Consider the following 14696-nt stretch of genomic DNA (forward strand, 5'->3'; position numbering starts at 1 on the left):
CACCCCCCCCCCCCCCCCCCCCCCCCCCCCCCCCCCCCCCCCCGCCCCCCCCCCCCCCCGCCCCCCCCCCCGGAGGGAGGGGAGGGGTCAGCGGCCGAGGCCGGCGCGGTCGACCTTGCGGTGGTAGCGCATGCCGGCGACGCCGCCGAGGACGGCGCCGACGAGGCTGACGACGGCGGCGGCGACCACGGACAGGACCGCGCCGGTGGTCAGCTGCCCGGAGTCGACGGGGATCCGGGGGAAGGCGTTGACCTGGCCGAGGACGTCGTACTGGCTGCCGGCGACGGCCGCGAGGACCGCGACGACGACGGCGATGACGACGGCCCACAGCCAGACGGCCACGCCCTGCTTGGCGCCGTCGAAGCGGGCCATGCGGCCGGCGACGTACCCGCCGCAGAAGTAGGCGACGAGCAGGACGACGAGGACGGCGATCGCGCCGATGACGCCGATGGTGCCGGCGTCGGCTCCGGCCTGCTGGGCGGCGGCGTCGACGGCGCCCTGGACGCCGCCCTGCGTGTTGGACAGGCCGACGGCGGTGCCGGTGGCGGCGATGAGGGCGGTGAGCAGCACGACCATGCCGGTGGCGGTGAGCCAGCCGAAGAACGCCGAACCGGGCTTGATGCCGCCGAACGCGTTGCGTTCACGCTCGACAACGCTGTGTCGATCGTTTCCGGTGCGCTCCACGCTCAGGCGGTCGTTCGCCGTCTGCTGCGCGGGGCGGTCCGACCGCGAGGGGCCGCGACCGGGTTCGTCGCGGCCGCTGTGGCCTGCGGGGGTCGACATGGTGTCCTCCTGGGGGATCGCGGGCCGCGGGGGGCGGCTGGTGCACCGACGACGGTAGTGACGTGCGACCCGGCGCGCCCGCCGTGACGTCGTCAGGAGGGCTGTGCCGCAGCGGGTCCGTGACCTCCCCGCAACAACTTCCGGGATCCGTGGTTGAGCTCGCCGAGCGTGGGTACTCAAGAGCTTGCACGCGACGAACGAGCAGTTCGACGAGAGGACACGAACACATGATCTCGGGTATGACGTCGATCGACGACCTGTATGGCGCCACCGTCACGGGCCAGGACGGCGACAAGATCGGCAAGGTGGACGAGGTCTACCTGGACGACCGCACCGGTGACCCCGAGTGGGTCTCCGTGAAGACGGGTCTGTTCGGTTCCAACGTCTCGCTGATCCCGCTGGACCGGGCCTCGATGTCCGACGGCACGATCACCGTGCCGTTCGACAAGAGCAAGGTGAAGGACGCCCCGAACCACGACCCGGGCGCCCACCTGAGCGAGGCGGACGAGCAGGGCCTGTACGAGTACTACGGCATCGCCTACGACTCGAGCACCACCGGCCGCACCACGACGGACCACGACGTCACGGACCGCACCACGACGGACCGCGACGTCACCGACCGCGACCGCACCACCGGTGCGGCCGGGATGGCGGGTGCCGCGGGCACGGCGGCCACGGGCGGGACCCGCGGTGAGGGCCACGACACCTCGGGCCCGAACACCGACGACGCGATGACGCGCTCCAAGGAGGAGCTGCGCGTCGGCACCGAGCGGCGCGAGGCGGGCCGCGCCCGTCTGCGCAAGCACATCGTCAGCGAGCACGAGACCCGCACCGTGCCGGTCGCCCACGAGGAGGTCCGCGTCGAGCGCGAGCCGATCACCGAGGCGAACCGCGGCGCGGCCCTGTCGGGTGGCGACCTGACCGAGGAGGAGCACGAGGTCACGCTGCACGAGGAGCGCCCCGTCGTCTCGAAGGAGACGAAGCCGGTGGAGCGCGTGCGGCTGGGCACCGAGACGGTCGAGGGCCAGGAGACGGTCGAGGCCGAGGTGCGCGAGGAGAAGATCGACCTCGACGCCGGCACCGAGACCACCACCGGTCGCGACCGGCGCTGAGTGAGCACCGCTGAGCCGGTGCCCCCCGCGGGGGGGACCGGCACCCCCCGCGTCTGGGACCAGCAGGTCGAGGTCGTCCTGTCGGAGGAGCGGCTGGTCACCTCGACCCGCCGCGTCCCCCGTGAGCGCGTGCGGATCGTCAAGCGCGTGGTCGAGGAGGTCCGCACCGTGCAGGTGCCGGTCCGCGTCGAGCAGCTCGTCCTGTCGCACGAACCCGTCGCCGAGCTCGGCGACGGCGTGGACGGCGGGGACGCGGGGCCGCGCGAGCTGGAGCTCGTGCTGCACGAGGAGGTCCCCGTGGTCTCGGTGCGGGTCGAGCCCGTCGAGCGGGTCAGGGTGCGCGTCGTGGAGGTCGCCGGCGAGGAGACGGTCGAGGCCGTCGTCCGCCGCGAGCGGACCCACGTCGACGCGCCGGAGACGCGACGAGAGGAGTAGAGGTGCAGATCCCCAAGGAGTTCGTGCTGAAGCTGCTGGCCGACAAGTTCGGCGGCGGTGACCAGCGCACCCAGCAGGCCGACCAGGAGCTGCCGGGCCAGGTCGACACCGAGCAGCACGGCGACCTGCTGAGCAAGCTGGGCGTCAGCCCGCAGGAGCTGCTGTCCGCCTTCACCGGCGGCTCGGGCGGTTCCGGTGGTCAGGGTGGTTCCGGCGGCGGCCTGGGCGGCGCCGTCAGCGGCCTGAAGGGCAAGCTCGGCCTCTGAGCCGAACCCCACCCCGTCGCGGTCCTGCAGGGTTTCCCTGCGGGACCGCGGCGGGGTTCGTCGTTCCCGGGAGTTGTCGCACCTGGCGGTTCCCGAGCTGTGCGAGTTCTCGGCAGCACCGCCGCCACCCCTCCGCCCTCGCCGTGATCATGCATGGTTGACCCTTCGTCCACGCACGATCACTGCGAAGTCCTGGGTGGCTCGCACCCCCGCCCCTCCTCCCGCGCCGCGATCTTGCTGGGAAACCCTGCGAGATCACGGCGGGCGAGGAGGGGTCAGGCGGTGGCGGCGGGCTGGGCCGTGAGGGCGGCGAGAAGGTCGGCTTCGGGGACGGGGCGGCCGAACAACCAGCCCTGGCCGGTGTCGGCGCCGTAGGAGCGCAGCCGCTCCGCCTGCTCCGGCGTCTCCACGCCCTCGGCGACGACGGTCGTGCCGAGCGCCTGCCCGATGCTCAGCACGGCGCGCACGACGGCGTCGCAGCTGGGGTCGGTGAGCATCCCCCGCACGAACTGCAGATCGATCTTCAGCACGTCCACGGGCAGTTCCGTCAGCCGCGCCAGCCCCGAGTACCCGGTGCCGAGGTCGTCGATGGCGACGCGCACCCCGAGGCGGCGCAGGTCCTCCAGGTCCCCGCGCAAGGACTCGGTGATGTGCGCGGCGTGGGTCTCGGTGAGCTCGACGACGAGCAGGTGCGGGTCGAGGGAGAACCGGTCCAGGGCGCCGCGCACCTCGGACAGGAACGTGCCGGCCTCCAGCTGGCGGGCGGAGACGTTGACGTGGACGGCGGGGGCGTCGGCACCGAGCTCCGTGGACCACCCGGCGGCCATCCGGCACGACTCGTGCAGGACGTGGCGACCGACGGCGGGCATGAACGGGCTGGACTCCAGCACGTCGAGGAACTCACCCGGTGCGAGGAGCCCGCGCTCGGGGTGCTGCCAGCGCAGCAGGGTCTCCACGGCGACGACGGCCCCGCTGCCCAGGTCGACGACGGGCTGCCCGTGCAGGCGGAACTCCCCCCGGCGCAGGGCGTCGGCCAGCTGCGGCAGGAGGACGGCGGCGCGCTCGGCGCGGGCGCGGTCGCGCACGTCGTAGCCGTAGGCGCGGTTCTTGCCGTCGCGCTTGGCGGCGTACATGGCCTCGTCGGCCTGCTGGAGCAGTTCCTCGACGGCGGGGCCGTCGGCGCCGGCGACGGACCAGCCGATGCTGGCGCCGACGTGGAACGTGCCGGCGTCCAGCGTGAAGGGGGCCTGCAGGGCGGCCAGGACGCGCTGGGCGACCCCGCGCAGGTCGTCGCGGGAGGCGCTGGGGCACAGCACGGCGAACTCGTCGCCGCCGAGCCGGGCGACGGTGTCGTCGCCGCGCACGCACAGGGACAGCCGGTCGGCGACGGCCTGCAGGAGGTCGTCGCCGGCGGCGTGCCCGGCGGAGTCGTTGACGTGCTTGAACCCGTCGAGGTCGACGGCCATCAACCCGACGGACGCGCCCTCGCGGGCCCCGCGCAGCGCGGTGGTGAGCCGGTCGTGCAGCAGGACCCGGTTGGGCAAGCCGGTGAGGGCGTCGTGGTGGGCGCGGTGCACGAGGGCGGCCTCGGCCTGCAGGCGGGCGGTGACGTCGGTGGCGACGCCGATGGCGCCGATGACCTCCCCGGCGCCGTCGCGCAGCAGGCTGACGGACAGCGACACCTGCAGGCGCCGGCCGTCCTTGGTGACGTGCGTCCACTGCCGCGTCTCGGAACCCTCGCGGCGGGGGACGGCGGTGAACACGTCGAAACCGGGGTCGATGCCCAGTTCGTCGGCGCGCGCGGCGACCTCGTCGGTGTCGTACCAGAGCAGGGGGGTGCGGCCGAGGACCTCCTCGGCGGTGTACCCGAGCAGGCGCTGGGCGCCGCCGTTGAACAGCATGATCCGGCCGTCGACGTGGCAGACGACGATGGCGACCTCGGTGGCGGCGTCGAGGACGCCGGCGAACAGGTCGCGCGACTCGCGCACAGCGCGGTGGGCGGCGCGCTCGGCGGTGACGTCGCGCGCGGACATGAGGGCGCCGCGCGACCAGGCCGCCCCGGGCGCGGGCGGCAGGGGGTGCACGGTGACGTCGAGGACGACGCGCTCGCCGTCGGGGCGCACGCCGTGGACGTCGACGTGGTCGACGTGCTCGCCGGCGAGGGCCCGCGCCAGGGGCCGGTCCTCTCGCGTGTAGGGGGTGCCGTCGGGGCGTTCGAGGCGCGTGAACCGGGTCCACACCGCGGTGCGCGCGTCGGCCGGGACGTCGCCGAGGAGGTGCTGCGCGGCGCTGTTGTGCATGAGGACGGTGCCGTCGGCCGAGCACACGGTGAGGGCGTCGCGGGCGCGGTCGAAGACGGTGGACAGCAGCAGCATCTGCTCCTCGGCGACGCCGCTGGCGCGCCGCAGGCCGGCGACGAGCTGGCGGCGCTCGTCGTGGTGCAGCGCGAGGACGAGCGCGAGGACGGTGACGACGAGCAGGAACAGCTGCACGGCGACGGCCCGCTCGACGAGGGGCAGCGCGCCGAAGGGCCCCGCGCCGGCGCGGGCCATGAGCAGGTGGAAGCACGAGACGCCGCTCATCGTCCAGGCCGCCACGCGCACGCTGGTGCGCATGCCGAGCCACACGGCGACGGGCACGACGACGAAGGTCAGCGAGTCCTTGTGCAGGACGTTGAACAGGACGTGGAACCCGGCGGTGGCGGTGGCGAGGACGCCGACGTACTCGTACCAGCGCGCGGCGGAGGGTCCGCCGGCGCGGCGCCGGTCGAGGGCGAGGGCGATCCCGGCGACGATCGTGGTCCCGGAGGTGTGCCGGGCGAACCACTGCAGGGCCAGGTCGTCGGCCTCGCGGCCGAGGAGGAGGGCGTTGCCGGGCGCGGCGAGGACGGCGCCGACCGCGGACCCGACGGCGGCGGCGAGCAGCAGCACCCACAGGGCGCGCGCCCGCCGCAGGCGCAGCCCGTGGGGGGCGAGGCGGCGCAGCACGCGCAGCACGACGTGCGCCTGCACGGTGGTGGCGGCGGCGACGTTCCACGCGGCGAGCGCGGGCAGTCCGGTGGCGTCGTTGATCAGGCCGGTGAGGCCGAACAGCAGGGCGGTGGCGACGGCGAGGCGGCGCCGGGAGGCGCGCACGTGCAGCAGCCACAGCAGCGCGACGCCGCTGGCGGGCCACAGCAGCGCCAGGGCGCCCGGTTCGGGGCGGGTGGCGCGGCCGGCGACGACGGCGAGGGCGTAGGTCAGCGCGAGCAGCAGCGTGACGGCCGCGGGTGCGGCGGCACGGCGCCGCAGCGACGTGAGCGCGTGCATGCCCCTCCCTCCTGGTGCTCAGGAGGTATCGGCGTCTGCGGGTGCGGGCTTGACCCGCGGACGGGGGGTGGCGGGTGGGCGCGGAGGAGGCCGTCGGTGGAGCGTTCCGCACCGGTGAGCGTCAGATCCTGGTGCGCGACGCCTGCTCACGGCCACCACAACGAGCCGTCAGGCAGGCGCACGTGCCAGGAGTCGGCGCTGCGCTCGCGGGCGAGGCCGCGCGACCGCCCCTGCTGCAACCGGTGGACGGTCCGGCGGCGGTGGACGGTCAGGTCGGCGCCGTAGAACCTCGCGACCGTGAGACCGGTCGCGGTGAGCCCTTCCTCGCGGACCCGGTCGGTCGGCGCTGTGCGTCCGTCGAGGTGGTAGCGGCCGTCGAACTCCGCGGCGAAGGCGGCCCCGGTGTCGAGCAGGTCGGGCGTCCCGCGGCTGCGGCCGTCGTGCCCGAGGACGGTGCAGTTGACCAGCGGGGGCGGCAGCCGGGCGTCGAGGGTCCAGACCAGCCGGAGGCGCGTCTCCTGCGGTGAGCGGCTGCGGTCGCTGAGGTGGGGCAGCAGCGACCCGGCGCGCACGGAGCCCGGCCAGCCGCGGCGGGTGCTGGTCGCCTCGACGACGTCGACGAGGCCGGTGAGTCCCGCGGCCAGGAGGCCGTCGACGTCGGCCACCGCCTCGCGGGGTTCCGCACCCCAGCGCAACAGGTCGAACGCCGTCCTCGCGGGTGCGGTCACGGGGACGCCCGCGACCAGCACGACCTCCTCGTCGGTCAGGTCGCTGCGGTGGTGCCGGACGCCGTCGCGGGGACGGGGCCGGCTGCGGCGGGGGACGACGAGGGGCACGGGACGGGTGGCGCCGGCGACGTCGCGCCCGTCCGGCCACCCGGCGCCCAGCAGCAGCGCTGCCGCCCACCCGCCGACCGCCCCGCCCGCGGGCAGCAGGACGGCGGCGTCCAGGACACGGGTGCGGTCGTCCTCCGGGCCGGCGTCGGCGTGGACGCCGCGGTGCGGCGAGCGGTAGGCACTCCCGCGCAGGCGGGCGCGGCCGACACCGCGGGCCGCCCAGTCAGCGGTGCTGCGAGCGGTCACGGGTGCAGCGTCAGCCGTCCGCCCGTGCTCCGACCGCGGGTGGACGGCCGTCTGTGGACGAGCTCCGTCGTCCACAGCCCCTCACGCCACCGGTTGCACGCTCTCCGGCACGGGGTGGACGCGGGCGAGCTGCGCGGGCACGTCGGTCAGCGGCACGGCCGGCGCGTACAGCCAGCCCTGGCCGAGGGGGGCGGAGACGTACCGGCACACGGCGGCCTGCTCGGGGGTCTCCACGCCCTCGACGACGGTCTCCAGGCCGAGGCGGTTGGCGAGGTCGACGACGCAGGTGAGCACGGACTGGCCGGTGACGTCCTCGGTGACGGAGCGGGTGAGGGAGCGGTCGATCTTCAGCACGTGCACGGGCAGGCGCCCGAGGTAGCCGAAGGCGGAGTAGCCGGTGCCGAAGTCGTCGATGGCGATGCGGCAGCCGAGCTGGGCGAGCTCGGTGACGACGCGCTCGGCGGGGGAGTCGGTGTCGAGGAACACGGACTCGGTGAGCTCCAGGGTGAGCAGGGCGGGGTCGACGTCGTGGGCGGCGAGGATGTCGCGCACGACGTCGGTGAACCCGGGCGACTGCAGCTGCACGACGGAGACGTTGACGGTGAGGCCGACGCCGGCGGCGAGGACGCCGAGGGCGGCGGCGTCGCGCACGGCGGTGCGCAGGACGTGCTCGCCGAGGGCGACGACGAGGTTGGACTCCTCGGCGACGGCCACGAACTCGGCGGGGGAGACGCGGCCGAGGACGGGGTCGTCCCAGCGGGCGAGGGCCTCGAACTTGGCGACGCGGCCCGTGGTGAAGGAGACGACGGGCTGGTAGTGGACGGCGATGAGGCCGTCGCGGACGGCGCCGGTGAGGCGTTCGCGCAGGAGGCTGCGGCGGGCGTGGGCGGCGGCGACGTCGCCGGAGTACACGGACACGCCGCCGGGTCCGAGGCGGCGGGCGTCGCGCAGGGCGATGTCGGCGCGCACGAGCGGCGCCATGGGGTCCTCGACCGAGTCCAGGGGGCAGGCGGCGACGCCGGCGGTGGCCAGGAGGGGGAAGCGGGAGGCGCCGTCGACGGCGGCGGGGGCGTCGGCGACGGCGGCGGCGAGCTCGGGGACGTGCCGCAGCGCGGTGGCGGTGTCGCCGGGCAGGACGACGGCGACCTCGTCGCGGCCGGTGCGGTAGGCGGTGCCGCCGGGGCCGGTCAGGACGCGGGTGAGGTTCTCGGCGGCGGCGCGGACGACGGCGTCGCCGGAGCGCACGCCGAGGACGTCGTTGACGTCGTCGAGGCCGTCGAGCTCGAGCAGGACGAGGGTCTGCTCGCGGTCGGGCTGGGTGAGGGCGTCCTGCAGGGCGGTGCGGTTGCCGAGGCCGGTCAGCTCGTCGCGCAGGGCCCGCTCGCGCAGGGCGCGGTAGCTGCGGTCGACGGCGCGCGCGGTCGCGGCGTGCCGCACGGTGTAGGCGACGAGGACGCTGATGTAGAGGGCGAACAGGACCGGGTCGCTGCGGGGCGACAGCACGAGCAGGACGAGGTCGACGAGCAGGATCGGCCCGGGCACGAGGGATGCGGTCTCGAGGCGGCGGGCGGCGCGGGCCGCGGCCTGCCCGCCGTGCTGGACGATCCCGGACCGCGGCAGCAGGAGCAGTCCGGCGGTGCCGCCGGCGAGGGCGACGACGACGGCGACGTGGGCGGTGGCGCGCTCGTGGTGGAAGCAGATCGCGGTGAGGGCGGTGCCGACCCCGAGGAGGCTGAGGCCGACGGCGGCGGTGCGCAGGCGGGGGTGCTCGACGGCGAGGGCGGTGGCGGAGCCGGCGAGCAGGGCGGTGACGGTGAGGGTGAGGACGGTGGAGGTGGTCCAGCCGGTGCCGCCGTGGTGGCCGCTGCGGGTGAAGGCGTCCCAGCCGACGGTGGCGAGGGCGGTGGCGAGCATGAGGGCGTCGACGAGCAGCGGCGGGTCGTCGGAGCCGGCGCGGGCATCGCGCAGCAGCCGCAGGACGACGAGGAGCGGGCCGAGGGTGCCGGCGGCGACGAGGAGGTGCGCGAGGGACAGACCGGCGACCTCGGCGTGCGGCCAGGTGCCGGCGAGGGCGACGGCGGTGCCCCAGGCGGCGCCGGCGGCGCCGTAGGCGCGGGAGTTGGCGCCCGGCTGCAACCAGGCTAGGGCGGCGGCGGTGGTGAGGAGGGCGGCGACGCCGCTGGCGACGAGGACCACCTCGACGTGCCCGTCGTGGGCGAGGGCGAGGACGGTGAGCAGCGCGGCGAGCGCCAGGTAGAGGGGTGAGGCCGCCGCGGGGCCCGCGGGCGCGGGCAGCGGTGGGGGAGTGGCGGCCATGGTGCGGTCATCGGTTCGCCGGGGCGACGGCTTGACCGGTGTCACCCGGCCGGGGGGTCCGGCGGGGGGTCAGCGCCGCAGGACGGCGGCGACCTCGGGGATCCGCTCGACGTAGCCGTCGACGAGGGCGCGCGCGGTGGCGAGGTCCCGCACGAGGGGGTGGGTGGCGAAGGCCTGCACGGCCGTCTCGCGCTCGCCGGTGAGGGCGGCCTCGATGGTCAGGCGCTCGACGGCCTTGACCTGCGCCATGAGGCCGAGCTGGTGCAGGTCGGGCGGCGAGACGGCGACGGGGGTGGCGCCGCGGGCGTCGAGGACGACGGGGACCTCGACGACGGCGTCCTCGGGCAGCGCGGCGACCGTGCCGCCGTTGCGGACGTTCAGGACGGCGCGGGCGGGTTCGTCGCGCGCGACGGCGGCGACAGCCGCGAGGGCGACCCCGGCGTACCCCTGCTGGTCGGGGTCGGTCTCGGGCGGGCCGTCGTGCCCCTCGGCGGCGTGCCCGTCCTTGGCCTCGGCCATGTACGTGGCGTGCCGGGCGAGGGCCGCGGCGCGCCACAGGTCGGCTGCGCGCTCGCCGGCGGCGGGCAGGGCGGTGAAGAAGTCGCGCTGGGTGGCGAGGAGGTCCTCGCCGCGGGTGCGGGGGGCCTCGCGCAGCTTCCGGACGGCCTCGGCGCCGCGGTACCAGTAGTAGAGGTACTCGTTCGGGACGCAGCGCAGGGTGCGCAGCCAGTCGGCGCCGAAGAGGGCGGTCTCCTCCAGGCGGGGCAGGAGGGCGTCGTCGTCGAGGAGGCCGGGCAGGACGTCGCGGCCGTCGACGAGGACGCGGCGCAGCCAGCCGAGGTGGTTCAGGCCCACGTAGTCGAGCTCGACGGCGTCGGGGTCGTGGCCGAGGAGGCGGGCGACGCGGCGGCCGAGGCCGGAGGGGGTGTCGCAGATGCCGACGACGCGCTCGCCGAGGACGGCCTGCATGGCCTCGGTGACGAGGCCGGCGGGGTTGGTGAAGTTGAGGACGAGCGCGCGGGGGGCGAGCTCGCGCACGCGGTGGGCGACGTCGACGGCGACGGGCACGGTGCGCAGCGCGTAGGCCAGCCCCCCGGGCCCGGTGGTCTCCTGCCCGAGGACGCCGAGGTCGAGGGCGACGCGCTCGTCGGCGACGCGGCCGGCGAGCCCGCCGACGCGGACCGCGGAGAAGACGACGTCGGCGCCGCGCAGGGCGGTGTCGAGGTCGGTGGTGGTCTCCAGCGCGGGCGGGCGGGCGAAGCCGCGGGCGAGCTGGTCGAGGACGGTGCGCATCCCGGCCAGGCGGGCGGGGTCGGTGTCGTGGAGGACGACGTGGTCGACGCGCGGGTCGCCGTCGTCGCGCAGGAGGGCCTGCCAGACGAACGGGGTGCGGAACCCGCCCCCGCCGAGGACGGCCAGCTTCACGCGGTGCCTCCCGGTCGCTGCACGACCCGGAGCCTACGGCGGGGTGGCGAGGCGGTCCTGGGGAGCGCTGCGGCGCTCGCGGCCCGGCTGCCGGTGGGCGCGCAGCGCTGTGGTGACCGCGTAGCTGGCGGTGGAGGAAGTGGTGCGCGGCGCCGTGAGGACTGTGGGGGCCGGCTCCTGACGTGATCATGCACGGCGCTGACCACGACCTCGCTGTGACCGCGACCTGCGCTGTGCATGATCACGGAAGGAGTCCAGTCCTCACCCCACCAGCACGCTCAGCCCCACGCCCCACACCCTCCCCGTCACTCACCGCGACGAGCACGCTCTCACGCTCCCCGGATCAGCCCCTGACCCGCATCACCCACACGCACCCCACCCGTCCGAGCCCCCGCGTGGACGGTGACTCCATCCGCTGTGACTAGTCCGTCCGGGTGACTGCACGCTGCGGAGCCCGTGGAGATCCACCGTTACCGAACTGTGATATTTACACACCAAACACAAAACCGCAGGTCACACAGCGTGTCGCGCTTGCGACACGCCGTAGGAGCCCAGATCGGATCGTCACTCCTGGTGTTGCTGATGTGACTCTCGTGTACGTTCGTCTCTGTCACCGGGGGACTCCGCTGAGTAGCGGACAGTACGGCGACGCAGGCTCGATCTGAGCCGGCCCCCCAGGGGGGGATACATCACTTCACACTGCCTTGGAGGCAATCGTGACCGCAGCAACCTCCCGGTTGCGCCGGCGTGGTATCGGGGCCGGCGTCGCGGCTCTTGTGGGCCTGTCTGGTGTGGGCCTCACCGCCACCGCTGCTTTCGCTGACGAGAACTTCGCCGTCGAGCGCGTCCAGGGTGCGGACCGCTTCGAGACCGCCGCGAACATCGCCGCTGCCACCTTCGAGAACGGCACCACCGACGCCGTCCTGGTGAACGCGTACAGCCCCGCCGACGCCCTGTCGGCCGCCGCCATCGCGGGTGAGGTCGGCGCCGCCGTCCTGCTCACCGACGCGGGCACGCTGAACGCCACCACCGCCGAGGCGCTCGCCGACCTGGGCGTCGAGAACGTCTGGATCGTCGGTGGCACCGCCGCCGTCAGCGCCGCGCAGCAGACCGCCCTCGAGGCCGACTACACCGTCGAGCGCTTCTCGGGCGCCGACCGCGTCGGCACCTCGCTGGACATCCTGTCCGCGCTGTCCGAGGTGGACGACGCTCCGACGTCGGCCTACCTGGTCCGCGCGTTCGGCAACCCGGCCGACGCTCTGGCCGCTGGCCCGATCGCCTACGCCAACGGCGTGCCGATCCTGCCCGTCCCGGGCGCTGTCAACGCCGAGTGGATCGCCGCTGTCGAGGACGCCGGCATCACCTCCGTCACCGTCCTCGGTGGCACCGCGGCTGTCCCGGCCCAGGTCGAGACCGACCTGCGCGCGGCTGGCTTCACCGTCAACACCCGCATCTCGGGCGCCTCCGGCCAGGAGACCGCGGTCGCCATCGCCAACGCAGCGGTCGCGAACCTCGGCTTCTCGAACGAGGGCGTCGGCATCGCCCGCGGTGACATCGCCGCGAACATCCAGAACTCCGCCGACGCGCTCGCCAGCGCCCAGTGGCTGGGTGCGAACCAGTTCCCGCTGCTGCTGACGCAGAGCGCCGGTGTGCTGGGCGCGGCTGCCGAGGGCTACCTCACCGACAACGCGGCGACCCTGCAGGCCGCTGCTGCCTTCGGTGGCCGCGCGGCCATCGCGGACACGGTGATCACGGCGGCCCAGGACGCCGGCCGCGACGTGCCGGAGGCTCCCGCGGCCTTCATCGTCACGGACGTCACGCGCGTCGCCAACGGGGTCCTCGGATACGCGAACCCTGCCGCCGCCAGCCAGTCGGACGCCGCCTTCACTCAGGCCGACACCTTCCTTGTCAACGGTACGACGGCTACGGTCGGCGCGTTTGCGGCTGCTGCTTCTCTCGGTGACGAGCTCACCATCGAGCGGGGCGCCAACGGCACGACCTACCGGCTCGTCGACCGCGCCCCTGCTGACTACACCTCCGGGCTGGTCGGCAACGTGAACACGACGGCAACCACCTTCGACATTATCGAGCCGGTCACCGGTGTGGTTCTCCGTGGGAGCATCGACTACTCCGGTACGTACACGGCTTACACCGTCAACGGCACCTCCGCGACCGTCACGGGCTTCAATGCCGAGATCAACGAGGGTGACACTGTCACCATCTCGGGCACGGGCGCCTCCCTCTCCGCGCCTCGCACGATCGCACTGACCAACCAGACGGTTTCCGGGACGGTTGGCGCTAGGACTGCGGCCAACTCCTTCACCATCATCACCGCGGCCGGCGCGACGCTGGGCGATGACCCCGCCAGCGCGGCGAACACTGCCTTTGTGGTGTCGTCGACCGACCGGCTGACCGTGGATGGCGCGGCTGCAACTCTCAGTCAGTTCGATGGCGCCCTGTCCGCGGGCGACCGCGTTACCTATGCGCGTAGTGGTGGCGTCGCCACAGTGGCCCTCACCAATTCGGCTCCGACGCCGGTCATCGGGGTGCTTCCGGAGGGGCAGACCGCCAGTTCGCTGGCGCTCTACGTGGGTAACTCGGGCACTCTGACCAGTCCGACGGTCGACGTCACCACGGGGTACACCCTGATCGTCGATGGCCGTGTTGCAACTCTTGCGGAGTTCGAGGCGGCACTCACGGCCGGTGACCGTGTCACTATTCAGGCGCCGGACGCGCCGAGCAACACCGCTGGCTCCGTCTCGGTCACGAACCAGAGCCTCACGGGCAACGTGGTGGGCGTCAATGTCGGTGCGACCACGCTCGACGTCCAGAACGCCGGTGCAAACGCTCTGCTGGCTGACGACCTGGACTACTCGGACGCCACGTTCTACGCGGGTAACACCACGGCCGCGTACTTCGTGAACGGGGAGACGCGTACGCTTCCGCAGTTCTCGGCGGCGCTGTCCAACATCGCGAACGGCACGCAGACGGGGACCATTCAGGTCGTCGACAACGGCACCACGACGGAGTTCCGCCTGGCGACCGCTGCGAACACCGCCCGAGCGCAGCTGGCGGCTGTCAATGGTCAGGCCCCTGGCGCTGTCGCCACGGTGACCCTCACGTTCAACCGTCCGGTGTACTTCACGGGTTCCCCGGCGACTGGCGACTTCAATGTCAGTGTCCTGACTGCTCCCAACACCACGACTACGGCGTCGGGTCAGTCCACCGGTGCGCCGACTACCGCTGCGACTGCTTCGACGACTATTACTGTCGACGTTGCTGGTGACCCCGTTGCTATCGCGGGTCCGTTGAGCGTGGCCCTCACGGCGCAGGGTGCGGCGAAGTTCTTGGATGTTACTGGAACCGCCGCAACGCCGAGCTCCGTCACTGCTACCATCAGCAGCTGACGTAGTCACGAATGTTGGGCCCCTCGATTTTCGAGGGGCCCAACATTTGTTTGTGAGACAAGTTGAGTATCGTTGAGAGTTCAGTTCCGGGCGAGGTTGCTGAAAGGCCCTGCGCTGAAGTTCAGCTTTCTGCGGTGCTGCATTCGCCTTGCGCGACAAGCCTTCTGGCCGGCTGCTTATGTGGCGGCGTCTTGGGTGTGCCGTATTGAGCGAAAGTGTTGCGGCAGCGGGATGGTCCTTCTAATAGGCGATCATTGGCCGCCTCACCTAGCAGTGTAGTTCGCAGATGCGCAGCGAAGATGACAACTGCTGCGTGCCGATGCAATTTTCCCATCGGGTTGGTGATTGAAGGCGGGTGAAGGTGGGTGAGGGCAGGGCCGCGGCTGCGATCTTGATAATGACGCTTGGGCCGTGCATGACGTGCCCGGATGTGCGCCAGTGGCCCAGCAGGTAGATTGCCCACTCCGCGGATGTCCGTAGGGCGGCGTCGCGGCGGTTGTAGGTGCGGTCCGGTCCTCGACCGCCAGTCGGACGTCGGTCAAGAACCCGCCCCCCGGACTCC

At 73.6% G+C, this 14696-nt stretch carries 9 protein-coding genes; 4 read left to right on the forward strand and 5 right to left on the reverse strand.

The window, feature by feature from the left end:
• Positions 1–87 precede the first annotated feature (87 nt).
• Entirely contained in the window at positions 88–783 is a 696-nt protein-coding gene (locus tag ACRYMY_RS00990) for a hypothetical protein (protein WP_432545401.1), read from the reverse strand.
• A 227-nt stretch (positions 784–1010) separates the two neighbouring features.
• Between ACRYMY_RS00990 and ACRYMY_RS00995 the strand changes: the two genes are divergently transcribed.
• From ACRYMY_RS00995 to ACRYMY_RS01005, 3 genes are read left to right on the forward strand one after another with little or no spacing between them, the layout of a single operon-like run.
• The gene (locus ACRYMY_RS00995; RefSeq protein WP_432545402.1) at positions 1011–1895 is read left to right on the forward strand and encodes a DUF2382 domain-containing protein; all 885 of its coding nucleotides are present in this window, start codon (positions 1011–1013) and stop codon (positions 1893–1895) included.
• Positions 1896–2330 (forward strand): DUF2382 domain-containing protein, encoded by a 435-nt coding sequence (locus tag ACRYMY_RS01000; protein ID WP_432545403.1) that lies wholly within the window; start codon positions 1896–1898, stop codon positions 2328–2330.
• A 2-nt stretch (positions 2331–2332) separates the two neighbouring features.
• Entirely contained in the window at positions 2333–2596 is a 264-nt protein-coding gene (locus tag ACRYMY_RS01005) for a hypothetical protein (protein WP_432545404.1), read from the forward strand.
• A gap of 275 nt (positions 2597–2871) precedes the next feature.
• Here the strand turns inward: ACRYMY_RS01005 and ACRYMY_RS01010 are convergent, their stop codons facing one another.
• The 4 genes from ACRYMY_RS01010 to ACRYMY_RS01025 all read right to left on the reverse strand — a co-directional run bounded on the left by ACRYMY_RS01010 (position 2872) and on the right by ACRYMY_RS01025 (position 10727).
• A complete protein-coding gene (locus ACRYMY_RS01010) occupies positions 2872–5904 on the reverse strand; it encodes a bifunctional diguanylate cyclase/phosphodiesterase (RefSeq protein WP_432545405.1) in 3033 nt (1010 codons plus the stop codon).
• Positions 5905–6050: 146 nt separating this feature from the next.
• Positions 6051–6986 (reverse strand): hypothetical protein, encoded by a 936-nt coding sequence (locus ACRYMY_RS01015; RefSeq protein ID WP_432545406.1) that lies wholly within the window; start codon positions 6984–6986, stop codon positions 6051–6053.
• Between the two features lie 81 nt (positions 6987–7067).
• A complete protein-coding gene (locus ACRYMY_RS01020) occupies positions 7068–9302 on the reverse strand; it encodes a putative bifunctional diguanylate cyclase/phosphodiesterase (protein ID WP_432545407.1) in 2235 nt (744 codons plus the stop codon).
• 69 nt (positions 9303–9371) lie between these two features.
• Entirely contained in the window at positions 9372–10727 is a 1356-nt protein-coding gene (locus ACRYMY_RS01025; RefSeq protein WP_432545408.1) for a 6-phospho-beta-glucosidase, read from the reverse strand.
• Positions 10728–11443: 716 nt separating this feature from the next.
• Between ACRYMY_RS01025 and ACRYMY_RS01030 the strand changes: the two genes are divergently transcribed.
• Positions 11444–14134, forward strand: a complete 2691-nt coding sequence (locus tag ACRYMY_RS01030) for a beta strand repeat-containing protein (protein ID WP_432545409.1) — start codon at positions 11444–11446, stop codon at positions 14132–14134.
• The last annotated feature ends 562 nt before the right edge of the window (positions 14135–14696 follow it).

Source organism: Kineococcus haloalkalitolerans, from assembly GCF_050871905.1.
Taxonomy (GTDB): Bacteria; Actinomycetota; Actinomycetes; order Actinomycetales; family Kineococcaceae; genus Kineococcus.

Coding starts and splice junctions, on each gene's coding strand:
- ACRYMY_RS00990 (WP_432545401.1), bottom strand. CDS start 783: ATGTCGACCCCCGCAGGCCACAGCGGCCGCGACGAACCCGGTCGCGGC.
- ACRYMY_RS01010 (WP_432545405.1), bottom strand. CDS start 5,904: ATGCACGCGCTCACGTCGCTGCGGCGCCGTGCCGCCGCACCCGCGGCC.
- ACRYMY_RS01020 (WP_432545407.1), bottom strand. CDS start 9,302: ATGGCCGCCACTCCCCCACCGCTGCCCGCGCCCGCGGGCCCCGCGGCG.
- ACRYMY_RS00995 (WP_432545402.1), top strand. CDS start 1,011: ATGATCTCGGGTATGACGTCGATCGACGACCTGTATGGCGCCACCGTC.